Source organism: Paenibacillus mesophilus (assembly GCF_005938385.1).
Lineage (GTDB): Bacteria > Bacillota > Bacilli > Paenibacillales > NBRC-103111 > Paenibacillus_AB > Paenibacillus_AB mesophilus.
Genome location: NZ_VCRA01000021.1, coordinates 95,013 through 119,235, shown reverse-complemented (window position 1 = coordinate 119,235; position 24,223 = coordinate 95,013). Strand labels below are relative to the sequence as shown.

The window sequence follows — 24,223 nt, the reverse complement described above, 5'->3', positions numbered from 1 at the left end:
CGAAACAGTGTGCCGTAGACGGTACGAATTAAGAAGCTTTGGTGGGGTATTTCACCTAGTTGACGATTGAATACCCCAAACAAGAGTATTTGATTAACTTTTAGGCAAGTAAATCGACAGTCTCAAAGGTACAGGTAATTTCGGCAAAATGGATCCATTCTCCGATAAACAGCAGAAATAGATGTACCTTTTCCAGTGAGACGCGTCCTTTTTGCGAATCGAGTAATTTATACTGGATGTTTTCCATTTAGGATCTTTAACGGAATTACCGCCCTGACTGACGGCCGGGGCTTTGTGGACCGGCAAGTCCCGGCCGTCAGAGAGCAGGTACGTTATTCCGTTAAAGTTCCTTAGGTAAATCCGCGCAAAATGAAACGGTAATGCCAAAGCCGCTCCGTTGGAGGGCTTTTTAGCTCCTTCAGACACCCTGGAGATCAATCTCCTTCTATCGAAATGATCCCGCCTACGTATACCGCGTCCAAGATCGCAGCGTCTGAGCTACATCGGCGCCTTCCACAATCATTTTGCGAATATCGTCGTTGATCAGCTGGCGGGAGGCGTTCCACTTTTTGTTCAAATAGTACCCGCTAATCTGCACATGATCAAGCTCCTCCAAGTAACGGGACCAGATCGGATGAACGGTCAACCTTCGCTGTTCCGCTTGAGACTTCGAAATCGGCGGACTCCACGAATGGCATTCCACAATGTAATGGCGCAAAAACTCCCAGGCAATCCGCGGATGGGCCGATTTCGTCGTAACCCCGGCACCGCCCATATAGACCATGTTCGCCTTGGCCCCGCCCGGCATGTTCGGCAAGCCGACGACTCCGTAACGGTCGCCCAGCTTATGATGGAACAACTGACCGGCATTCCACGCAAAAGAAAAGGTCATCGCGCTCTCCTCGTGCCAAGCGCCCGCTTCGCATGGCTCATCCGGCTTGCGGATTATTCGGTGGACACGAAACGCGTCGATCAGCTTGCGGAACGCCTCGATGGTGGCGGGACTATCCACGTATCCTCTGGACGTCGAACCGTCGGGAGCGACATACCTTCCGCCGTTACGCATGACGAACGGCTCGAACCATTCGATATCGACGCCGATGCCAAATCCGAATTGCTTCGCAACCCCTTGTTCGCTGCGAATCGTCAGCCGGCCCGCCAGCTCGACCATATCGTCCCAGCTCCAGTCATCGGTCGGATAAGCGAGCCCAGCGCGGTCGAACATCTCTTTATTGTACAAAATAAGCGGCGCGCTCACTTCGATAGGCAGTCCGGGCAGCATCCCGCCATTGCGGGCGACACGCATCAGACCGGCATACAAGTCCTCCTCCAAGCCTTCGGTTTCCGCAACGTAAGGATTCAAGTCGATAAAAATGCCGTCCGGGTTGCCGATCTGCAATCCGCCCGTTTCGATGATATCCGGAGCGTCTTCGGACTTGTAAGCCTGCATCATTTCGAAATAATCTTTGGACTGCTCGACCACGATCCGGACATCGGGGTTCGCCTGTTCGAACGATTCCTTCGCTTTCATGACTTGCTGCATATTGTAGGCGATTTCCGTTATGAATCGAATTTGTTTCATGAGGTTACGTCCCTTCTCCCATAGGAACTTTAACGGAATAACGTACTTGCCCTATGACGACCGGGCTTGCAGGTCCACAAAGCCCCCGGTCGTCAGTCAGGGCGGTAATTCCGTTAAAGCTCCATAGTTGTGATCGCTTTTTCCAAATAACCGACAGCGGCCGCTTCAAACTCTTTCGCCTGACCCAAATAGGCGGCGCAAGCTTCGCGCATTTCCGGCGAAAGCATCTCGGCCGTACGAACGAACGGCACTAGCCGGCTCAGCTCCTCCATCGCTTCCGCCGCTTGTTCATAGGCTTCCGAGGCCAGCAGCGTCAGCCGCATCGTCTCCCCTTCGAACGGAACGCTGCGCAAATAAAGCGATGCATAGCGCTTCGACTCGGCATATACCGCCGACAGCTGTCCCATCCCGTACCGGTTCGGCGCGACGTGATCGCTGCGAAGATGACGAATCCAGCAGTCGTATGCCGCAAGCCCGGACGTATACTGCAAATAATTGGTCATCGTCCGATAATCGCAGCCTTTCCTTGCGTAATCGACGGCGAATCGGACCGCCCGCTCCGCCTGCCGCCGGCTTTCCGCTTCCTTCGTCGGACGGCTTCCCGTTTCCCCCCTCCGGACTCCATCAATCCCCGCCATAAAACGGACCGGATTGTCTGTCACGTCTTCGTAGGAAATCGTTTTGCCCTCGGACCGCATCCGGTCGGTTAAGTAAACGATTCGCCGTTCTTCGTCGTACCCGTAAATGATCGACCACTCGTGAACGTACGGCTTGGCGGCCAGCGTATCGAAATACAGCACCGGTTTGCCGAGATCGATATATTTGCGGATGAACGGCAGCACCGCCTCCTCAATCGGCAAAACGACCGGAAACCGTTCCACGGCGCCGACAAGCGGTACGGGCGAATCCGGGAGCTGGCCGCATAGAATGGCAATGTCATAGCCGAGCTCTTCCATGAGCGTTTGAAGCGTCCGCCTCCAGTCGAACATGTACAAGCCGTCCGCGAACGTCGTTTTGTCCGAAATTTTCATGCGGAATGCAAAGGCCGACACTCCCATCAGTTCGGCCATGTCCCGCCGATCCCCAAGCATAGCCAGCACGCGCCCGACGCTGTCGACGACGGTCGTCATCACCGAGACGTGCGCCGGCCATTCCGGCAGCTGCAAAATTTTTTCCTGGCCAATCCGCTCCCTCCCTTCTTCTCGGGCAGCAGGCCGAGAGAGACGCGGATATGCTCCTGGCGGAGCTTCTGGCGGGAGCGGTACAAGTACGTGTAGACGGAGCCGGTCGTCATCCGGTACATGGAGGCGATCTCCTCGGGACTTAGCTGGCGAAAGAAGGTCGCCTTGAAAATGCCCCGCTCCTTCGGATTCAGACAATGAAGCAGCGCATGGATCGTTTCGTACAGCTCTTTGCGGAGCAAGCTTTCCGCCGGGTCCCGCTCCTTGGCCGCCGCATCGGAAGCCGTTCGGGCCAGATGGTAAAGGATGCTGTCCAAGTCTTCCCAGTCGACCCGGGACTCGTCGTTCACCGCCGACCCCATTGATGCGAACGGGCGCTCCTTCCGGTGCGGGCCGCCACGGCGCATGCGCATGTTCGCCTGATTGCGCACGATCCTGTACAGCCACGGGAGAAACCGGCTCGTATCCGCAAGCGATCCCAAATGCATAAAAGCCCGGATAAGCGCATCCTGCACAATATCGTCGGCCAGGTGCGGATCGCCGGTCATCCGCTCGGCCCAGCCGCGCGCCTTGCTCCTGTGCTGCTCGATCAGCTCGCCGAACGCTTCGGTATCCCCTTGCTGTGCCCGCTCCACCAGCGACCGGTCCAGTTCGGACCGCGTCACGGCGTCCCGTGTTTCCTTGTCTGCGCCGATTCCGGCTGCTTGTTCCGCTTTCATTCCCATGCCTTCCTCCTGCGTCTCTTCTTGCCTCATGAAGTTCGATGCCGTCCGCCGATCCGTTTTGAACAAGTTTTTATGTGAATTCCCTATACAACCTGCAAATTCCTTTTGCGGCAAGCGGAAAAAGACTGCCGGACGCACCGGCAGCCTGGTCGAACGGTTGCAATTTTACCGGATACCGACAACTTATCTTTGCAGAATCGTTATCAGATTTCCTTCCGGATCGGCGACATGGAATCCTTTGGCCTCACCGTACGTTTTAATATCGCCGACGGCTGCGCCTTCCTTGGCCATATGCTCGTACGCGGCATGAATGTCCTTGGTCGCTATACTGAAAGCGGCTTCCGTAATACGATGGTCTTCATCTGCTTGCAGTAAAAGAATACCGACGCCCTGCATGTCAAAATAGCCAATACACGTACCATTCCCCCAGCTCAGTGGCAGTCCCAGGACGTTTTTGTAAAAATGCTCGGCCTTAGGATAATCTTTAACCCTCACATAAATTTCGGCAACCCGATGTTCAATTAACGATTGTACGGTTTGTTCGCTCATCTCATATTCCGCCTCTTCTATTTGCTGGCAGCACTTTTGCGGTTCTCGTATTCTTACCCGTTCGTCGGTATATAGATTTCGGTTACGCCCTGAGGCTGAAGATGCTCCGCGAAAATTTCGAATCTCGGTTTCGTAAAATTCAAGTTATATTTGCTCTTTACGGGCTCCTTGCATATGTGCCCCCAGAAGCTCCCTATGTACCTCTCCTCGAACCGGCAGACTGCGTATTCGTCCGCAGGAATCGTAAAGCCGACCATGCCTTCCGGAATCGGTCCGTCGGATTCCGTCACCTCGTGCGCGATTATTAATCCGTTCGGGATAATGACGAGATAATGATTCAGATTTTTCTTATGCGCAATTTCGTCGCCTCTTGCTTTTATTTCGTCGAAAAGTCTATTCTCATCGTCCGGCCCGCCGCCTTTGACGCCTACGACGCTAACCGCCTCCCGCCTCTCGAAACGCACCTGCATAAACTCGTCTATGTTTACCTTAACCGCTTCACTCTCACTCATTTGCATCGCCTCCGAGTCGGATTAGTAATACCATACATTGAACCGGTTGCCGTCGGGATCGTAGAAATGGAACATCGAGTATCCTTCGATCGGCGGTTTTCCTGCAATAGCGGATACGGTTACGCCGCCCTGAACAAGACGGTCGTATTCCTCCAGCAGCTTGCGCAAGTGAAAGTAAGGTCTCACCGGATAATCGGACGGATCGGTACTAGCGTTCGCCGGCAGCTGCTCCAGCCAGATTTCCGAGAAACCGACCGAATAGAACGATGTCCGCGACGCCATCAAGATCCAGCCTTCTTCACGGAACTCCTCGATGACCTCGAAGCCGAGAAATTGCCGGTACCACGACACGGAACGGCTCAAGTCCGTCACGCCGATCCGATGCCACTCGCACGGAGAGAACAGGCATTCATCCCGGGTGTTCCGCTCGTCTCCGCAAGCGGTCAACCGAATGCTCTCGTCCGTCGCCCAAAAATCGAAGTACATTTTGCCGCCGGGCCCGCGATACAGTTCGGTAATCCGGACTTGCTTCATGCGGAACAGCTCATGAGCATGAACAATATCTCTCGTGTTGAAGCAGAGCCGCAGATGGGGATCGGTCATTCCCGATTGTGCGTAAAGGTGATGCTGCGGATTGTCGACCTTGGCCGATTTGATCCAAATGATCCCGAATCGCGGAATGCCTAGCGCCGTCATGCGCTCGTCCTGCGTATCGTTCGTTTGCCGTTTGGCGCCGTCGCCGACAAGGCTCCAGCCCATATGCTCCACAAACCATTGAACGGCCCGATCATGCTTATCCCAGCCGACATGGATCATCGCCCCGTCACATTCATACCGGGGAGGAGCGACGATCGGATACCCGTTGTCACATGTGTCGCCTTGAACTTCGAACGATTTCACCGTCACTTTGGACCGATTGGCCGCCCCGACGCCGATTTGGCCCGCGAGATGGCCGTATTCGCCCTCGGAACGAAACCGCTCTTCCCCATTCACGAGCAGCACCGCATACGACGCTTCGATAATCCAGTCAACCTTCACCCATTCATCGAGAGGTATGCGCCCTTGTCCGGGAATTCCTTGCGGTGTACCCGTTGCCGGATCGACCCAGCGAAGCTCATCCGGATTCGGCCCCCAGTTCAAAATCACTTCGCTCTTCGCAAAACGCAGTCTCAAATTGGTCGAGTCGGTTTTGGCGGTTACCGATACGCGCAGCGGCACTTTGTAGAAGTGCGGGGTGGATACGTAGCCCCCGTTGCTTTCCAAGGTGATCTCCAGCTGGTTCCTTTTTTGCTTGGACGAACAGCCTGTCGCCACGAGCTGCCTTACGATATTGCGGAACTTGTCGTCCCGCGACGGCTTCAGCGGATGCAGCTGGTCCTTCACGAGCAGGAGCAGCCGTTCACCCAGCTTCTGCCTGGCGTTATACAGCTTCTTCTTGACCGTCGCAACAGGCACTTCCATCATATCCGCTATCGACTGGTACGACAGATCGCTTATGTAAAACAGCACCACCATATGCCGCTCCGCATCCGGCAGCTCGGCGACGGCAAGGCGGACTTGCCCGGCCATGTCGTTTCGTTCGGCCGCCTGCTCCGGATCGGCCTCGGCGTCCATCGCTTGAACCGTGTCCTCCAGCACGACCGTGTGCAGTTTTTTTCTGCGCGTCAACCGGTGAACTTGGTTCATCACGATTCGGCGGAACCACCCGGGGAATGCCTCCGGCTCCCTCAGCTGATCCAGCTCCCGCCATACGGTCAAGAAAGCTTCTTGAGCGGCATCTTGCGCCAAATGCGCGTCCCCGAGCATCGAATAAGCCAGTCCATAAGCCATATCCTGATACCGCACGACCAACTCCTCGAATACCTGTTCTTTCTCCAAACGACCGGCGTCCTCTTTGGACATCCTGGCGATCAATTCCGCGGTCATACCATCCCTCCCACTATAAGGAGCCGTTAACATCGCAAAAAGTTCCGTTCCTGCTTTTTAGACCGCTGCTATTATTTCTTAGTCCTTCCATAATATCGCACATACGTTCGCAATGTAAATAATTTACTGTATCGACCCATTTATTTAAAATAATTATTAAATGGTATTGATTTCATATGAAACCGTGCATATAATAAAACCAATACTTAACATACATTAAAGTTTATAAAGTTTATTTAATGAACGGAGGATGGATATGAACGAATCGCAAGTGGTGATGATCACGGGTGCAACGAAAGGGCTCGGCAAGGCGTTGGCACTGGCATTTGCCAAGAAAGGGGCAAAGCTTGCACTATGCGCCAGAGGTGAAAGCGGATTGGAGGCGGTCAAGCGCGAAGCCGAGTCATCCGGAGCCGCATCCGTATTGACCGTGACGGCGGATATTCGCTCATCGCGGGACGTTGAACGTTTCGTCGCTCTGACGGAGTCGCAGTTCGGACGCATCGACGTCCTGATCAACAATGCCTCCATGCTCGGACCGAGTCCGATGCCGCTTCTGCTCGATTATCCGGAGGACGACTTCGGGGAGGTGCTGCGGGTCAACGCGGTCGGAACTTTTCTCGTTACGCGGCGCGTCATTGCGGGCATGCTTCGGCACGGAGCCGGTTCGGTCATCAACGTGACATCGGAGGCCGGGAACGTCGGTTATTCCGGCTGGGGGGCTTACGGCATTTCCAAGTTCGCGGTGGAAGGCATGACCGAGACATGGGCGGCGGAAGTCGACGGCAGCGGCGTGAGAGTCAATATGGTCGATCCCGGGGAAATGGACACGGAGATGCACGCCTTGGCCGTACCGGACTGCGATTATGAGTTGGCCGATCCGAACGATTTGGTCGGCGTGTTTCTGTATTTGGCTTCCGATGAGGCTCAGGAGATTAACGGCCGGCGCTTCGAAGCGCAGTCCTATGCCGCGGCACAAACGGCAGCGGCCGACAACGGCGCCGAATAGAAAAGAATAGAAAGGAAAAAGGTGAAAGCCATGGAAGCGGAATCCGCGTTCACATTCGAATTGCCGTCCGACCGCAATGCCGGGGCTCCGCCGGAAAGACGGGGCTTGCGGAGAGACCGCGTCAGACTCCTCGTTCAGAACCGTGCCGACGGGACGGTCAACCATTCCAGCTTTCACCGGCTGGCCGACTTCTTGCGGCCGGGAGACTGTCTCGTGCTTAACGAGAGCCGGACGATTCCCGCATCCCTGCAAGCGCGGCGGTTCAGCGGGGAGTTGTTCCTCGGCTCGCTCGAAGTCCGGTTGGCGAGACGAAACGGAGAATCGGCATGGGACGCTTTGCTGCTTCGGCCGGACGAGAGGAAAGGTATGCCGTCGGCAGCGGAAGCGAGCAGCGGAGATATGCTTCGCTTCTCCCCTTCCCTGCACGCCGATGTGGAGCTGTGTCCGTCTTCGCCGTTCGTCACGCTGAAGTTTAACCGGGAAGGCAATGAACTGATGGGCGAAATATATGCGCTCGGAGAGCCGGTTCGCTACGAATATTCGGAGAAGCCGTGGGAGTTGGACTACTACCAGACGGTGTATGGCACCGTTCCGGGCTCGGTGGAAATGCCGTCCGCCGGACGCGCGTTTACGTGGGAAATGATGTTCAGCCTGCAGCAGAGACATATACGCATCGCTTACGTACAGCTTCACACAAGCTTGTCCTACTTGTACGGATCGCGCCTCGATCCGGCGCATAACGCCGAATATTACGCCGTCTCCGCCCGCGCTGCGGACACGATCAACGAAGCGAAACGGGACGGAGGACGCATCATCGCCGTCGGAACGACTGTCGTCCGCTGCCTTGAATCCGCCGCTGCCGGAGACGGCTTCGTACGTCCGGGCTCGGACTGTACCCGGCTGTATATCGACGAAACGGTTCCGCTGCGTGTGGCGGACGGCCTGATCAGCGGTCTTCATGAGCCGGAAGCGAGCCATTTGCATATGCTGTCCGCTTTCGTAGGAATAAGCTCGCTGCGGTATGCCTACGACGAGGCGATCCGGGAACATTATTTGTGGCACGAATTCGGCGACGTTCACTTGATCCTGTAAGGTCGATTTGGTTCAAAGATCAGCCGATCCGTTCCGCAAGCTCGTTTCGATGCTGCTCGATCCAGATCAGCGCAGGCTCGATGGCTCCGACAAGCACTTCGATCGCCCTCTCCGGCGGAACTTTCGCTAGCGCCTGTACCCGGCTGTGCAGGAGGCGGGCTGCCATGAAGTCGGGGAGTGCGGAGACTTCTCCTGCGGTTAACGGAGCCCCGAAGCTCCGGACGTAAGGATGAAGCGCGGCGGCCGCCCTGTCCATATCGAACGTACAGCCTTGAATGAGCGAATAAATGCTGCCGCCGTCCAACGGCTCGGGACGAAGCGCCGCGAAATATATGATCAGATCGGCGACATCGCGCACCCGGGGCTGGAGGCTGATCCAATCGAAATCGTACAGGGCGCATATGCGGCCATTCCGATACGCTACGTTGGCAGGATGGTAGTCGCCGTGGATGACCGCATGCGGAAGACCGCGGTACACTTCGTCGGACAGCCGTTCCTTGATCCGATCCGAGAAGGCAATCATCAATTCGAGCGTGCGGCGCTCAGGATAAGACAAATCGCGGCGTTCGCGATGCACTTTGTCCAACGCCTCCGAAATAACAGCCGGATCGTCATACCGCGGCAGCGATTTGACGCAATCCGTACGGAAATCTTCGGCCGCCCGGTGCACCGTACCGAGGAAATCACCCGCAGCCGCGAGCTGCTCCGGATCGTAGGGATCGTAGGTCTCCCCGGCCATATAAGGGAACAACTGATACGTGCCCGTTCCGGCCGTACAGCGGCGGAAGCCTTGCGCGGTCGGCAAAGGCACGGGAACCGGAATCCCTTTCGCTCCCAAATGAAGCAAGTACTGCTCCTCATAGTCAATCCAATTGTCACCGCTGTATTTGGCGCTTCGTCTCCGCAATATTCGTACCTGTCCGTTCGACCGGACGATGTAGTTCCGGTTGGCCGTCCCCCCTGTCAAAGCGGTGATCGGCTCGTCAGGCTTCATTCCATAATATTCCAATGCTTGCATAACCTCTTGCCGATCAAGTTCCTGCTGATCCATGAAAACGAACCCCCTCCGTATAATTGTGGTATGCTGGTAGCAGAACGAATTCGTCCGGGAGGAACTCGCGTGAAGCTCGATTCGACCCGAATCTTGTCCGTTGCCCGGTATGTGTACGACGAGGAAAACTACGTGCGCAACCATAGCCATAACTTTTACCACGTTCTCGTCGTGACCGGCGGGTGCGGTCTTCTTACCGTGAATGGCGAGAAGCGTGAAGCCTGCTGCGACGACGTCCATTTCATACCGCCGGGCGTATGCCACGAAATTGCATCCGACCCCGTTATGCCGCTCCGAACGCTGGAATGGAAGTTTTATACGGCTGACGCCGGGCTGGAAGCGGCGCTGCGCTGCATTCCGTTCTGCTTCAACGCACGCGGATCAGGCATGAAGCCGGCTCTCGAGCGGATGGTCGAAGAAGCGATCGCCGGGAAGACGCTGTTCAAGGAAATGATAACGGTCCGGTCCATCGAGCTGCTGCTCGGGCTGATCCGCATTTACGAAGCGGCAGGGGAGAAAAACAAACGGCTTTCCCCGCCCGGATTGCCCGAAACGGACATCGAAGGCGCAGAAGGCGACTATCCGGCCGCCATCGCCGCCTATATCGAAGCGCGTTACACCGAACCGCTTACGCTAACCGGACTCGCGAATACGTTTCATTCGAGCGTCACCCGACTCTGCGGCTCGTTCCGCAAAAGCTACGGCTTATCGCCGATCCAATATGTCAACGAGTTAAGACTCAAGCAGGTGAAGGAGCTGCTCGTCGCCACCGACTGGAGCGTCACGGAAATCGCGGAACGCGTCGGATTCGGCAGCGTCCATTATTTGAGCCGCTTCTTCTCGCGAAGGGAGCGATTGTCCCCGCTCGAATATAGGCAAAGGGCGAAACGCGCCCGCCACATTACGGTGGAAGACCGGTACAGGATCGTCGATCACCGGATCGAAACGGATTGAACGCAAGGCGGCGGCATAGGCATAGGCTTATGCTAGCATGCACTCCAATTCAGACTACCACGGTTTCGGGCGGATGGATTTGTACGTTTCTCCCGATCTTTTTGCACATTGCTGCAGTTCAACGACAAATAAGGTACATTTGCATAAGAAAAAGCCGGAGTCCCCTCAATGGAACCCCGACTTTTCGGACGGGCACACTCCGCCGCCCGCAGCTTATCTTCACTTCTCGCCGAATTGGATCAGCGTCCCCATCGTTTCCGCCGGGGCGTTCTCCGCCTGCTTATACGCTTCTTCCAACTGCTCCAGTCGGTATATGCCGGTAATCAGCGGCTTCAAATTCATTCGCCCCGACGCGAGCAGACGGGCGAACTCGTCCAAATTGCGCTGCAGCGTCCACCGGATGTATCCGTACGGGTAATCGCGCCCTTCCTGCTCGTACGCTTTATCGTAGCGACCCGGACCGCCGGCGCGCGATATCGTAATTTGAGCTTCCTTCGCGAACAGCTTGTTGCGATCGAACTCCGTATTCGTATCGCCGACGATGACGATTTTGCCTTTGTCGCGTATCCAGTCAAGCGCCTGGTCAATCAGCCGGTGCTGCTTTGTATTCGCGCAGATGAGCACGCAGTCCGCACCTTTCCCCCGTGTTGCCTCCGCTACCCGCTCCTTTACCTGTTCCGGAGTCCGGCACACGTCCCGAAGTCCGGCCGCCTCCAACATCCCGCAGCGGGATTCCATCAGATCCATCGCAATAACGCGATAGGCAGCCGCATTCGCGATCTGCGCAGCCAGCTGTCCGACGATGCCGAGGCCAAGGACGACGATGGTTTCGCCGAAACGCAAATCCGCTTGGCGCAGTCCCTGCATCGCAATCGTCGCGATTCCCGACAACGCCGCTTCCTTCGGATCGACGTGATCGGCAAGCGGCGCAACATGATTGCGGTTGGCATGAAAATATTCGGCATGGGTTTGAGCCCCGTAGCAAACGATCCGCTGCCCGACTCGTACATGATCGACATTTTTGCCGGCTTCCTTGACAATTCCTACCGCACTATAGCCGAGAAAAGCATTGATTCCTTTGCGCAGCACCATCAGTTCGGTTCCCGTACTCATCGCGGAATATTCGGTTTGTATAACCACGGAACTGTCCGTCGTCTCGGGCATAGGTATTTCCGCGATCTCCAGCTTTCCGTCCAAGCTTCTTGCCGCTTTCACATCGATCTCCTCCATGAGGGCGCGCTCTGCTTCTTCAAATGTCTGCCGCCCGAATGCTGTTATTTTCCCTCTCGTAATTCATTGTATAATTCACACCACCATCAGGTCAATGCATTATTGCCGTTTTCTAATTCATAACTTAACTTTTTTTCATATAAAATATCAATTAGAACGAATCGAGTCTTACAAACGTTCAAAACTAATTCACATAACCTCCCCATTTTCAAAAACATATCAATTAGGTTATAATAGTGGCAATCAACTATACATGCTTGTGGGGAGACATTGCAATGTCAGCACGAATTAGCCGAAGGACGTTCGGCGCACGGCTGGAGCATATGATCCACCAGCTGCGCGGACGCATCTTGAACGGCACTTATGCCGAGAACGACTACCTGCCCTCGGAAAGCGCGCTGGCCAAACAGTTTCAGCTCAGCAACAACTCGGTGCGCAAAGGGCTCGAAGCGCTTGTCGAAGAAGGACTTATCGTGAAAGTCGACAAGGTGGGAAGCCGGGTCATCGCCGTATCGGACCGGGAGCGGACGACGATTACGATCGCCTGCCACCCTTCCATCGAGCGCGATTTGGAGTTTTCCACGCTGCTGGAAGATTTTCACCGGGAGTATCCGGCAATCCGGGTTCAGCCAGTCGCGGGTAAAGCGCTCGGCATTACCGCAAACCGCTTCTTCTCCGACACGGTCCGGGAATGCATCGAGAACGAATCGGTCGATCTGTTTACCGTGAATCATTCGGATTTCTCCGACTTCGTCGGGCAAGGATGGACCGGGCTACTGGAACCGCTGCCCGTTGACGGGGACACGTATCCTTTTCTGACAGAAGCTTTCTCCGTGAATGGGACTCCGCTCGTAAGCCCGCTCCTGTTCAGCCCGGTCGTGTTATGCTATAACAAGGACCATTTCGCTGAAGCCGGCATCCTTACGCCCGACTCCAGTTGGACTTGGGAGCACTTGCTGCGAGCGGCGGCGAAGCTCGCGATCCCGGGCCGGCGGCACGGCTTCCACTTTTTCCAGCTGTCGGAGAATCGTTGGCCGCTCTTTCTGCTTCAGTCCGGAGCTCGGTTCGAACGAAACGCCGAAGGGGGCTACAGCCCGACCGACGGGGCGAAGCTGATGGAAGGCATCCGCCTGTACGGCGATATTACCCGCAACCGCGACGTATTCCCTTCTTATTTGCCGGAAAACGAGCCGGAAGCGAGCCGCCTGTTCGCGGAAGGAAAAGTATCGATGCAGCTCGCCACCTACAACAGCCTGAACGATTTGAAGCGCTCCGGCGTCCGTTACGATATCGCGCCGGTTCCGTATCCCGCGGCTTCCCGTACACCGGCAACACTCGCCATCGCGATCGGGCTGCTGGCTAGCGGCCGCTCCAAGCACAAGGAAGCGGTCAAGCTGTTCGCGAGCTACGCCGCCTCCCGCCATGCGCAGCAGTTGTTGCGGGAGCGCACGCTAAGCATACCCGCTTCGAAGCCAGCCGCCGAAGCCGCCGTGCACAAGGATGACGGCCTGAATCGGCCGGAGCATTTCCGGCTGTTCCGCGAAATCATCCCCTCCTACCGATGGCACGCCGATTTGGGGCTGCCGATCCGGCTGCTGCAGCCGCTGCATCATCAGCTGAAGATGTATTGGTCGGACATGACCGATGAAGACGCTTTGCTGGAACAGCTATCCCGGTTATCCGGCGATTCCGATTAGACGTTTACTTTTTGAGCGACAGGCTGCCGCGGCGGCCTGTTGTTTGCGCTGTATGGCAATATTTTTTGGTTATAGTGATTCATGACGTACGATGTCGGCTGCAAGGCATTGTAAAATCAGGTTACCGCACCATAAATCGGCAGGACGATCGGTGGACAAGGAGGTAACCTAATGGGAGATTTCGAAACAAATTCAGTTATCAAGAACGCCTGGAACAGCTGGTCCGACAAATGGTATGACAAATACGGCACGGCGGACAGGATCGGCCGAATCATGAACAATCCGGAAACGGCTTTCCATCAAACAACCTTTTCTTTAATCAGCAAGTACTATCCGGACTTGAAAGGGAAGAAAGTATGCGTGCCGGCCAGCGGGGACAATCATGCCGTATTCGCTTTTTGCTTGATGGGGGCGCAAGTCACGTCAGTCGATCTTTCGGAACGGCAGCTTGAGAATGCGGCCCGAATTGCCCGGGAAATCGGCCTGCACATCGAATTCGTGTGCGAGGATTGCATGCGTTTCGACAAAATCAAAAGAAACGAATATGATTTGGTTTACACTTCCAACGGTGTCCACACTTGGATTTCGGACTTGCCTTCCATGTATCGCAATTTCCATGGCGTCTTGAAGGATGAGGGACTCTATGTCATGTACGACGTACACCCCTTTATGCGTCCGTTCGAAGAAAATACCGAGACTATCGCCATCCGAAAGCCTTATGATGCGACGGGGCCTTTTACCGAGCTTTCCACCTATCATTGGAGAATGGAAGATATAATGAACGCTTTGGCGGACTCGGGCTTTTGCTTGCAGATGATTAAGGAATCTTATGCGGAGTACGATACGTTCTGGCATGAAACGAGCGGGACAAGAGAAGGGAAGCTGGATCGCCTCTATGATTGGAAACAAACCCCCTTGATGGCACTGCCCCAATGGTTGTCATTATGTGCTCGGAAAAGAGCGGAGGGCTGATGAAGTATGTCTTATACCGTTCGCGAATGTGATGAGGAAGATTTCGGGCAAGTTACGGCGGTCAGCCGGTCGGTATATGCGAAGAAACCGGGCTCGTTTTCATTAGTTTCCGATATGAAGGACAGCCGCATGCTTAAGAAGTACGTCGTAACCGATCATGAAGGGCAAACGGCCGGTTATGGTTTGTTATGGGAGCAGTACGCCTCTCCGAATTTGATATTGAAGGTTGAAATCTTATTCCGCCGCGAATACCGAAACGAGCTTGCGGTCGATGCCCTTTTTGATAAGATAACCGACGATATACACCGGATCCATCCTTATGCCGTTCAAGCAAGAACATTTGACGACCAGACACGGCTGCTTCATTTTTATGAGAAGTACGGTTTCGCGGAAAATCATCGAATGGTTCACACTTATTTAGGTGCGGCGGACGCCGATCTTGCGCCATACGCGGAACTGGAGAACAGATTGCGATCGCAAGGAATTACGATTACGACGATGGCACGCGAACAGATTCGCGACAAAGATTGGTTTCCCAAGCTGCAAACGCTTAACAGCATGACGTGGGCCGATTATCCGTCAGAGCCGCTCTTGCCTCCCGCTCCTCCAAACGATAAGTGGTTGACGCACAAGGACAACATTCCGGAAGCTTTCTTCATAGCCAGAACGGAGGACAAATACGTAGGTTATAGTCAGCTGATGAGAATGGAGCAGGATTCCGAACATGCCATGCAAGGTCCTACCGCTACGCTTGGAGAATATCGCGGCAAAGGAGTGGCGACCGCTCTAAAAGTGAAAGGGATCGAATATGCCAAAGCGTCGGGATATAAGGGGATCTATACTTCCTACCGCAATGTGAATATCCCGATGAAAGCGGTGAACGATAAATTGGGATGGCTGCCCTACTCCAGTGAAATCCGACTGGAAAAAAGGATCGAGGGAGCGTGACTCGCTTGAGTTTGTTTCCGGTGACGCATTCCGTCTTGTCGCAGCGTGCGCTCGCGGCTGAAGTATTGCCCCTCCATTTCGGGGAAACACCGGCGGATTGCCGCCTGCTCGTCCGAGGCATGAACGATACCTACCTCATCCGGGTCGAGGGTACGCCTTACATTCTCCGGGCTTACCGGCACGGTCACCGTACATTGCCGGATATACGGCACGAGCTGGACCTGCTGCGGCATCTTCAGGAGCAAGGAGCGGGGGTTGCGGCTCCCGTTGCCCGCCAAGACGGCGAATTCATAACGGAGGTTGCGGCCCCCGAAGGCGCGAGGTACATTGCCTTGTTTACATACGCCCCTGGCGCTTCACGATCGCTTACGCCCGAAGTCGCCGAAAGGTACGGGCAAGCGGCAGCCGGACTGCATCAATCGATGGAATCGTACGAGTCAAGCCATCGACGTTATCCGATCGACCTGCGCCATTTACTGGACGACCGGGTGCCTTGTATATTGCCTTTACTGGAACACCGCCCCGACGACATGACCTTCGTTAGCCGTATGTGGCGCTTCCTATATCAGCATCTCGACGCCATAGCCCCCTCCTTGACGCGTGGATTGTGCCACGGTGATTTGAACGGCGGCAACTGCCATATCGACGACGAGGGACGAGTAACATTTTTCGACTTCGATTGCGAAGGTCCCGGATGGCCGGCTTATGACGTGGCCGTGTTCAATTGGACCACTCGGGATATGCCGGATCAAAACGCCGCACTTCGGCTGTGGCATGCTTATTATGACGCTTACCGGCAAGTGAGGCCGTTGGCCGGGCCCGATGCGGACTAGATCCCTTACTTCGTCGCCACCCGGCAGCTTTGGCTCATGGGGCTCCACTGCCAACACGCCGACGAGTGGACATACGGCAACTTGAACGACGTATATTTCGATCGCCGGCTTAGGCTCCTTAAGCGGTTGGTTCGCGAACAGAGCTGGCCGGTTTAGTTCAGGGGACGTTCGGATGGTATCACGGATTTGGAAGTTCCAAAGTTTACTTGGATAAGAGCTCCAAAAGACCGTTATTTCTCCCCTGCTCTCTCTCCTCCCTTTGTTCATTAATCATGTCAGCTTTTTTACCCAGCCGGCATCTTCTTAATGAAACTTACTTAAGGAGGAACCGACGATGAACCCGACCGAAGCGATAATCAAAGATTTCACCTTGGAAATTCCCGTAAGAGATATTGCGCAATCCGTAGAATGGTATTCGCGGCATTTGGGATTCGAGCTTGTTCCACCGGCCAAATGAATAGCGGAGCTGAAGCTGCCTTCCGGCTTCCGAATCTGTTTGTTCCGCCCCGACCCGACGGACGAGACGAGCTACTGGTACGTGAAAGACCCGGACCACTACAGAGTCCGGGCGTGCATCCGAGTATCCGATATTAGACAGCTTCATCGCGACTTGACGGAAGCCGGCATCGAAGCAAGCGACGTCGAGGGCGGTCCGGGCTGCGGATGGACTTTCCGGTTCCGGGATGTAAACGGGAACACGCTCATCGCTTGGAGCGGCTATACGAAGGAGCACGACTGGTATTACGAATAAGTAGGCTATTGCCGAACAAATCCCCCAGAAGTGAAGCTGGCCTCCGATGCCGATTCCGATTACTTCTGGGGGAGCCCCCATTGTGCACAAAAATTAGCTTCGCATAATTTCCTATGCAACAAAAAAGCCGGGCATCCGGCCCGCAATCGCGAAGCCGGAGCCCGGCCCATGCCGGCCGTCCGCTCATCCTTTGACACTGCCGAGCACGATCCCTTTGACGAAAAACCGCTGCAGGAACGGATACACCGCCAGGATCGGGAGCGCGCCGAGGAAGATTTGCGCCGCTTTGACCGTCTGGTTCGACAGCTCCTTCATCAGCTCCACCTCATTGTCCGACATGGCGCTCATATCCTGCTGGATAATGACGGTTTGCAAGTAGCTCTGAAGCGGATAGTTGATCGGGTCGTTCATATAGATGAGCCCGTCGAACCAGGCGTTCCAGTGGCCGACCATCGTAAATAGCAGCACCGTCGCGAGCACCGGCTTGGACAGCGGGATAAACAAGCTCCACAGCGTGCGCATATGCCCCGCGCCGTCGATAAAGGCGGCCTCCTCCAGCTCCTTCGGCAGCGCCCGGAAAAAGTTGAGCAGCAAAATGACGTTGAACACCGGAACCGCTCCCGGCAGCACAAGCGCCCAGATCGTGTCCATCAGCCCGGTATGCTTCACGGTCATATAAGTCGGAATAAGCCCCCCGCCGAACAAGACGGTAAGGAAGAAGTACCAGACGTAAATCGTGCGCATTTTGAAATCGCGCGACTCCTTGGACAGCGGATAAGCGATCAGCACGCACATCACCATGTTGATGACCGTTCCCAGCACAAGCCGCTGCAGCGACACGCCGAACGACCGGGTAAATTCCACTTTGCGGATGACGAACTCGTAAGCTTTGAAATTAAACTCGACCGGCCACAGCCCGACTTTTCCCGCTGCCGCGGCGGAGCTTGAGCTGAACGATACCGCGAGCACATGGATGATAGGAAACAGGCATAGGAAGGCGAGAAACGCCAAAAAGAAATAGTTACCTGCGACGAACAGCTTGCGGCCTAATGACGGATGTTCGACCACCTCCGGTTCCCCCTTTCTCTAGAAGATGCGATAATTGGCCAATCGGTAAGCGAGCAAATACGATACCGAGATCATGACGAGCGATACGACCGATTTCAGCAGCCCGACTGCGGTCGCCAGGCTGTATTGAGCGTTCTCGAGCCCCATCCGGTATACCATCGTATCGATAATGTCCCCGCTCTCGTACACGTAAGGGCTGTACAGGTTGAACACCTGCTCGAAGCCCGCATTCAAAATTTGCCCCAGACTGAGCGTCATGAGCAAGATGATAACCGGCCGGATGCCGGGCAGCGTAATGTGCCACGTCTGCCGCCAACGCCCCGCACCGTCGATAACGGCCGACTCGTACAGCGACGGGTCTACGCCCGACAATGCGGCCAAATAGACGATCGTGCTGAAGCCGAACTCCTTCCATTCATTGGAGATGACAATCGTATAAGGAAACCAGTTGTTGTCCCCGAGGAAAAAGATCGGTTCGATGCCCGCCAAGCCGAGCACCTTATTGACGATCCCTTGGCCCGGCGACAAAATGTCGATCAAAATACCGGCCAATATCGTCCACGATAAAAAGTGCGGCAAGTAAACGAGCGTCTGCACCGTCCGCTTGAAGGCGGCTTTGCCGATTTCGTTCAGCAGCAGCGCGGTCGCGATCGGCGCAACGAGCCCTGCCACGATTTTCATCATCGCGATAAACAGCGTATTCCAGAACACTTCCATCGTGCTCGGCAAGCTGAACACGTAAGCGAAATTGCGCAGCCCTACCCACTCCGAGCCGAAAATGCCTTTGGCCGGAATATATTTCTGGAACGCCATGACGAGTCCGCCCATCGGAATGTAATGATAGATGAACACGATGATGGCGCCCGGCAATATCATCAGATGGAGCGGCAGCTCTCTCAGCCGCTTCGCGCTAAGTATCGCCTTCACAGCCGTCGCCCCCCTCTCTTCTCTGCTTCATAGCAATCGTATGCCCCTTTCCGCGATGTCCTTGATTGCAAGTAGCCGCTCGTCCTATCCGGCTACCCGGGCGTCAATCGGCCCGCTGTCGGTAATCCCATCGTAGCCGCGATACGTTCGGGGTACAACGATCCGTTTCGCCACTTTTATTCCGATGCGCAGGAAATCCCTCGCCGAACCGTTTCGGAATAGCCGCTGCGGCGAGGAATAGGGGTTCCTCCGCCTGAAATTCCGAAAGGCGCAGTCGCTGCGCCTCTCGTGGATTTGGTGCTTTTCGTATTATTTTTTCTGCGTGGCGTACCAGTCGTTTACTTCTTTCGTAATGATGTCCCCGCCCTGCTTCTTCCAATCGGCTACGTATTTGTCGAACGCGTCGAGTCCCAAATTGCCGGTTACGATTTTGACGAACGTTTCGTTTCTCAGCTTCTTCAGCTGCTCGTTGCGCTCGGCCATCGTCGCCGTCGGCGTCGTGTAGAACTGGTTCGGCACGAACCGGTCTTCCTTGATGATTTGGTCGATGATGCCGGCCGACCCGCCGGGGCCGTTCTGCGCGAATTCGCCCCACAAGTTTTTCTGGCCGCCCTTGTACAGCATGATCCGGTCATATACTTTCTTGCGTTCCGGAGCGAGCTCCTCGGGCTTAACCTTGCCGTCCAGTACGGCGGTCGCTTGGCGGTAGTTCTCGATATTGTTGTCGGGCAAATAAATTTTGACCGGCGAATACGTCCAGAGCGCCGACCCGTCTTCCTTGCTTGGCACGATATATTTGTAATACACTTCTTCGGACTTGTTGTAGTAGTAGGTCTGCAGCCAGAAGTCCATCATCTTGAATATCGCTTCCGGGTTTTTCGTTCCTTTCTTCACGACCCAGTAATAGCTGAAAATGTTGAGCGGCAGCTGCGCCTTGAACGGCTTCCCGTCCACCGTCGGCATCGGATACGCCTGCCATTCCTGGTTCGGAGTAAGCGAGACGAGAGGCGAGTTCGCCGATCCGCGGCCGCCGATCATCATCCCGATTTTGTTGCCCCCGATGCTTTCGTTCACTTTGTTGCTGTCCTTGACGATAAATTCCGGATCGAAATGCCCCGCCTTGTACATTTCGGCGAGCTTCGTGAGCGCCTGCTTCATTTGCGGCTGAATTTCGCTGTAGGCCAAGCTTCCCGAAGCGTCCTTGATCCAGAAGTCGGTATAGGCGCCGAAGCCATTCATCAGCCCGGCCGCCATGCCGAGCTCCTTGTCCATCGCCAGGCCGAACGTATCGTCCTTGCCGTTGCCGTCGGGATCTTTCTTCGTGAAAGCGTCGGCGATCGCGACCAGATCGTCGATCGTCTTCGGATCGGGCAGATTCAGCTTCTCCTTCCAGTCTTTGCGGATCCAGAGGATAGCCGGACCTTCCTTCGCGACCCCGGACCATGGAATCGCCATCAGCTTGCCGTCGAACGTGGCCGATTTCAGCACCGTTTCCCCGGCCTGCTGCATCACTTTCTTGATCGATTCCGGCGCGTGATCGTTGTACGCCTTCGTCATATCTTCCAGCTGACCCGCTTCATACAATTGGCGGAACTGCTGGGGAGTCGCCGCGAAGAAATCGGGAATTTCCCCGGAGGCGATCATAAGGTTCGTCTTCTTGTCGTACTCGGTGTTCGGCACGTACCACTGCGTCTTCACCTTAATGCCGTACTTCTCCAGAAGCGTCCGCGTCCAAATATTGTTGTTGATGTCTTCCCCGTTAAAAAACTTCGTCGTTGGGAAGCTGTAGTTCACCGTCGTCATCTCGATCGGAGGATCGTATTTCTCCGGCACCGTCTTGCTTGTCCCCGTTCCTTGCTTGCCGGCATCCGCCGTCGTCTTGCCTCCGGACTCGTCCGTCTTGCCGCATGCGGCGATCATTGGAACCGCTATCAAACTTAAGCTGAGCAACACTTTAACCGCTCGTTTCATTTTGCTCTGTAGCCCCTTTCCGATTCAGTTCGTCATGGACACCCAAACACCGCCTGTCGATGTCCGGCTCCTGATGCCCATAGTAAACGCTCCCCGCCACCGGAACAACAATCCGTTTCGCCGCAATTATTCCGAACCGGAACTGATTCCCCAAAAAGCGATGTTTCTGCTATACGGAATAAGAGATACGAAAGGGAATAGCAGGGAAAGCTAGTTGAAATCGATTTCATCGATTATACTTATATATACGCAACCGCTCAAGGAATGGAGGAAACGCACCATGGAACGCCGCATCCGGTTTAACGGCAAATCGTTGTTCGCCAAGCTTCTGCTCGGGTTCATGATTGTCATCTTCATTTCCTTCGCCTTCAACGTGATTGCTTATCAGTTCTTCTTCAGCCAAATGCGCGATCAGCTGATCCGCTCCAATTCGATCAGCGTCTCCAAGACGGTGGACGGCTACGAGAAACAGCTGAGCCAGCTGGACGATCTGCTGACCCGGTATTATTTCGACAATTCGGTTACGGCGCTCAAGAAAGGAAATATCGACTCCGACTTTCCGATCGTCAACGAGCTGGCCGACGAGTTCAAATCGATCGTAGGCAATTACAACCTTGATCTGGAGAACGTTTTCATTTATTTCAAGGAACAAAACTTCGTCATCGACAAGAACGGCTACACGCGTGCCGAAGACATGTTCAGCAAATACTATGTAAGCCGGGAATACGGCTCCGATTTCTGGGCCAAGCAATTTACGGAAGACTTTCATTTCCGCGCCTTTCCTTCGTCCGAGTTCCGGAAGTACCGGATCGATTTCGTATCGCCGGACAAAGGCCGCTACTTCCCGATTATTATCAGAAGCCAGATCGGCAGCCAGTTTTACATCGGGGCGTTCGTCGACACGGACCGGATGTTCGCCGCTCTGAAGCAAGCTTCGGACAATCCGTTCTATATGATGGACCGGGAAGGACAGCTGTTTTTCAGCACGGGCTCCCGGCCGAGCCAGCTGCCGGAGCTGACGCCCGACCGGGCGTATGCGCTGCATGCGAACAACTATTTCTTTTATGAAAAAGGTTCGTTGTCCGGCCTTACTTACGTCAGCGTCATCCCTTACCAAAGCGTGGCTTCCCAGCTTATGAAAATGAATGTGCTGCTGCTTGCGCTGTTCGCCGTCTCGATTCTGGTCAGTATCGCCATTTCCGTGCTGCTCAGCGTCCGCTTCAAAAATCCGGTGCAGCGCATCGTCGAGTCGCTGCGGCAAATGAATCCGGCTATCCGGCACAGCAGTAAAATCCACGAATTCAACGTGATCAGCGAAGGGCTCGAGCATATTATCGAATCGGTCCATCGCAAAAATTCATTGCTGCAAAAATACGGCTATTTGGACAAAATCAAAAGCATTCACGCAGACGATACCGAGATGCAGTCGCTGATCGAGACGAAGCGGCCGTTCCATTTCATCATGTTCCATATTCATTATACCCGGGAATACGAGCTTCTTAGCAACGAGCATCCGCTCAAGGCGACTTATTTTCTGGAATTTATCAATTTGAACGTGACGCAGTCGTTCCCGGACTCGATGACGATGCAGATCGAGAAGGACCGCATCTTGTCGATCGTATTCACGGATACGGACGTGTCGGACGAAATTTCCGGAAAGCTGCGCTACTTCAAGCGGGTATTCGATCAGGACAAAGCGTATTACCAGCTAACGATCGCATGCCAGCCCCGTCTATGGGAACCGTCGGAGTTCACGTCCGCCTACGAAGCCGCCGGCGAGATGGTAAGGAGCCGCAAGCTGGACGACGCGACGCAAATCGTGGAGGCCTCGGGCGCCGCCGAGCCGCTCATCCTGTGGACGTCGGAGGAAGAACGCAGCTTCGCCGCCATGCTGGAGGCCGGAAACGAAGCGCAGCTGCTCACGCTTGCCCGCGGCTCGCTCCACCGGCTCGCCAAAAGCGAAGCGGCCGCTCTGCATTATCGCCAATTCGCGAGCGATGTCGTATCCAAAGTGCTGATGGCACTCATGGCCCACAAAATCGATACGCATGCGCTGTATACGAAAGGTACTCCGTTCGATGAGATTGAACGGCTCGTCTCCGTGGAGCAATACGCCGCGTTTTTCGAGCGTCTGCTCGGGCAGGCGTCTGCCCTGATCCGGGACAAACGCGAAGCGCGCGATCCGATCGTCGATTTCGTCGTCCGTTTCATCGAGGAGCGTTACGGAGACGACATTTATCAAGATTTGATCGCGGACCGGCTGAACATCTCGACCGGCTATTTGCGAAACTACTTCAAGGAGAAGACCGGGCAAAACTTGAGCGATTATTTGAACGAATATCGAATCGAGAAAGCGAAGGCAATGCTCGAGGAAACCGAGGAGAAAATCCAGGATATCGCGGCCAAAGTCGGCTATCAGAACGCCAACTCGTTCACCCGGATGTTCCGGCGTCTGACCGGCATTACGCCGGGGGAATACCGCCGTGACAAAATTTTGAATCCGCAGAAGTAGAAAAGCGGGACTTCGCTCGAAGTCCCGCTTTCTTGTTTCCGCAGATGGAAAAGATGCAGTTATTTTCGGGGAAAACGACGCATTCTCGCTAGTGAACTGGAAAAAGTCCAGCTATTTCACCCAATACGGCGCCGATCGCCGTCATGACAAGAAAATAGCTGCATCTTTTCCAGTATAACGCTGCAACCCGGCCGTTGCGGCCGCTTTTACCTGCATGTTTTCCATTATGGGTGGCTCGGCTCGCGCTACCCTCGAACCGGCGTTTCATCAATCCAACGGTGCTCCCGAAATGCGGCAGCCTGCCCCCGAACTATACCGTTCTCGTCCGCCAAGTTCCATACGGTTGTCTCGATGATGTAAAATCTCCGGCCGGTGCTGGAAATCCGAATGCTGGTGTAATTGTCGACGTAGCCGTTGTCGCTCACGTTCTTCAGGAAGGTTTCCCGCTTCTCGCGTATCATCGGTTCGGCGGTCAGTCTCGACGGCGTGCGCGTGAACGTCTCCCAGTCCATCTCCCATAGCGCCAGCGCCGCCCGATTGCCGAAATTCAAGATCGGGTCGGGTTCCGTCCCGTGGGACAGCACCACGACCGGAGAGCGGAACAGGCGCTCGAATTCATTGCCGGAATCGGCTCCTTCATCCAGCAACGATTTTCCCGTCCATTTGCGGTAGCTGTCCATAATCAATCTGGCATGCTCGTCGGTGGCTCCGACTCCGGTATAACGCATAATCG

The 24,223-nt window shown here is 55.0% G+C and carries 22 protein-coding genes; 10 read left to right on the top strand and 12 right to left on the bottom strand.

Annotation, left to right across the window (positions count from 1 at the left end):
• Window positions 1-463: 463 nt before the first annotated feature.
• The 6 genes from FE783_RS27970 to FE783_RS27945 form a co-directional block, all read right to left on the bottom strand.
• Window positions 464-1,582 (bottom strand): ABC transporter substrate-binding protein, encoded by a 1,119-nt coding sequence (locus FE783_RS27970; RefSeq protein ID WP_138882676.1) that lies wholly within the window; start codon window positions 1,580-1,582, stop codon window positions 464-466.
• A 113-nt stretch (window positions 1,583-1,695) separates the two neighbouring features.
• On the bottom strand, window positions 1,696-2,748 hold the full coding sequence (locus FE783_RS27965) for a hypothetical protein (RefSeq protein WP_138882675.1): 1,053 nt from the start codon (window positions 2,746-2,748) through the stop codon (window positions 1,696-1,698).
• Window positions 2,712-3,482, bottom strand: a complete 771-nt coding sequence (locus tag FE783_RS27960) for an RNA polymerase sigma factor (RefSeq protein WP_158302067.1) — start codon at window positions 3,480-3,482, stop codon at window positions 2,712-2,714. The genes FE783_RS27965 and FE783_RS27960 overlap by 37 nt, the downstream gene beginning before the upstream one ends.
• Window positions 3,483-3,671: 189 nt before the next feature.
• On the bottom strand, window positions 3,672-4,037 hold the full coding sequence (locus FE783_RS27955) for a VOC family protein (RefSeq protein WP_138882673.1): 366 nt from the start codon (window positions 4,035-4,037) through the stop codon (window positions 3,672-3,674).
• A gap of 53 nt (window positions 4,038-4,090) precedes the next feature.
• Complete coding sequence (locus tag FE783_RS27950; protein WP_158302066.1) at window positions 4,091-4,549, bottom strand: effector binding domain-containing protein; 459 nt, start codon at window positions 4,547-4,549, stop codon at window positions 4,091-4,093.
• Between the two features lie 21 nt (window positions 4,550-4,570).
• A complete protein-coding gene (locus tag FE783_RS27945; RefSeq protein ID WP_158302065.1) occupies window positions 4,571-6,475 on the bottom strand; it encodes a sigma-70 family RNA polymerase sigma factor in 1,905 nt (634 codons plus the stop codon).
• A 256-nt stretch (window positions 6,476-6,731) separates the two neighbouring features.
• Between FE783_RS27945 and FE783_RS27940 the strand changes: the two genes are divergently transcribed.
• Window positions 6,732-7,484: an SDR family NAD(P)-dependent oxidoreductase gene (locus FE783_RS27940; RefSeq protein WP_138882670.1), complete on the top strand. Its 753-nt coding sequence runs from the start codon at window positions 6,732-6,734 to the stop codon at window positions 7,482-7,484.
• A 30-nt stretch (window positions 7,485-7,514) separates the two neighbouring features.
• Window positions 7,515-8,576, top strand: coding sequence for an S-adenosylmethionine:tRNA ribosyltransferase-isomerase (locus tag FE783_RS27935; protein WP_138882669.1), 1,062 nt, complete (start codon window positions 7,515-7,517; stop codon window positions 8,574-8,576).
• A 19-nt stretch (window positions 8,577-8,595) separates the two neighbouring features.
• Here the strand turns inward: FE783_RS27935 and FE783_RS27930 are convergent, their stop codons facing one another.
• On the bottom strand, window positions 8,596-9,627 hold the full coding sequence (locus FE783_RS27930; protein WP_158302064.1) for a phosphotransferase enzyme family protein: 1,032 nt from the start codon (window positions 9,625-9,627) through the stop codon (window positions 8,596-8,598).
• Window positions 9,628-9,696: 69 nt separating this feature from the next.
• Here FE783_RS27930 and FE783_RS27925 point away from each other — a divergent pair, with 69 nt between their 5' ends.
• Entirely contained in the window at window positions 9,697-10,581 is an 885-nt protein-coding gene (locus FE783_RS27925; RefSeq protein WP_158302063.1) for an AraC family transcriptional regulator, read from the top strand.
• A gap of 219 nt (window positions 10,582-10,800) precedes the next feature.
• Here FE783_RS27925 and FE783_RS27920 read toward each other — a convergent pair whose 3' ends face one another.
• Window positions 10,801-11,811, bottom strand: a complete 1,011-nt coding sequence (locus FE783_RS27920) for a zinc-dependent alcohol dehydrogenase (protein WP_138882666.1) — start codon at window positions 11,809-11,811, stop codon at window positions 10,801-10,803.
• 275 nt (window positions 11,812-12,086) lie between these two features.
• Here FE783_RS27920 and FE783_RS27915 point away from each other — a divergent pair, with 275 nt between their 5' ends.
• The 6 genes from FE783_RS27915 (at window position 12,087) to FE783_RS27890 (ending at window position 17,012) form a co-directional block, all read left to right on the top strand.
• A complete protein-coding gene (locus FE783_RS27915; RefSeq protein WP_138882665.1) occupies window positions 12,087-13,508 on the top strand; it encodes an extracellular solute-binding protein in 1,422 nt (473 codons plus the stop codon).
• A gap of 171 nt (window positions 13,509-13,679) precedes the next feature.
• The gene (locus FE783_RS27910; protein WP_138882664.1) at window positions 13,680-14,480 is read left to right on the top strand and encodes a class I SAM-dependent methyltransferase; all 801 of its coding nucleotides are present in this window, start codon (window positions 13,680-13,682) and stop codon (window positions 14,478-14,480) included.
• A gap of 6 nt (window positions 14,481-14,486) precedes the next feature.
• Window positions 14,487-15,428, top strand: coding sequence for a GNAT family N-acetyltransferase (locus FE783_RS27905; protein WP_138882663.1), 942 nt, complete (start codon window positions 14,487-14,489; stop codon window positions 15,426-15,428).
• 5 nt (window positions 15,429-15,433) lie between these two features.
• Entirely contained in the window at window positions 15,434-16,261 is an 828-nt protein-coding gene (locus tag FE783_RS27900; protein WP_138882662.1) for a phosphotransferase enzyme family protein, read from the top strand.
• A gap of 334 nt (window positions 16,262-16,595) precedes the next feature.
• Window positions 16,596-16,718, top strand: coding sequence for a VOC family protein (locus tag FE783_RS37870; RefSeq protein WP_138882661.1), 123 nt, complete (start codon window positions 16,596-16,598; stop codon window positions 16,716-16,718).
• A 39-nt stretch (window positions 16,719-16,757) separates the two neighbouring features.
• Entirely contained in the window at window positions 16,758-17,012 is a 255-nt protein-coding gene (locus FE783_RS27890) for a VOC family protein (RefSeq protein ID WP_138882660.1), read from the top strand.
• Window positions 17,013-17,195: 183 nt separating this feature from the next.
• Here the strand turns inward: FE783_RS27890 and FE783_RS27885 are convergent, their stop codons facing one another.
• The 3 genes from FE783_RS27885 to FE783_RS27875 form a co-directional block, all read right to left on the bottom strand.
• Window positions 17,196-18,080, bottom strand: coding sequence for a carbohydrate ABC transporter permease (locus tag FE783_RS27885; protein WP_138882659.1), 885 nt, complete (start codon window positions 18,078-18,080; stop codon window positions 17,196-17,198).
• 18 nt (window positions 18,081-18,098) lie between these two features.
• Complete coding sequence (locus tag FE783_RS27880; protein ID WP_138882680.1) at window positions 18,099-18,956, bottom strand: ABC transporter permease; 858 nt, start codon at window positions 18,954-18,956, stop codon at window positions 18,099-18,101.
• Between the two features lie 360 nt (window positions 18,957-19,316).
• On the bottom strand, window positions 19,317-20,978 hold the full coding sequence (locus tag FE783_RS27875) for an extracellular solute-binding protein (protein WP_138882658.1): 1,662 nt from the start codon (window positions 20,976-20,978) through the stop codon (window positions 19,317-19,319).
• A gap of 280 nt (window positions 20,979-21,258) precedes the next feature.
• On the opposite strand from FE783_RS27875, the gene FE783_RS27870 reads away from it, so the two are divergent.
• On the top strand, window positions 21,259-23,490 hold the full coding sequence (locus FE783_RS27870; protein ID WP_138882657.1) for an AraC family transcriptional regulator: 2,232 nt from the start codon (window positions 21,259-21,261) through the stop codon (window positions 23,488-23,490).
• Between the two features lie 245 nt (window positions 23,491-23,735).
• Here the strand turns inward: FE783_RS27870 and FE783_RS27865 are convergent, their stop codons facing one another.
• Entirely contained in the window at window positions 23,736-24,218 is a 483-nt protein-coding gene (locus FE783_RS27865; RefSeq protein ID WP_138882656.1) for an MEKHLA domain-containing protein, read from the bottom strand.
• Window positions 24,219-24,223: the final 5 nt, after the last annotated feature.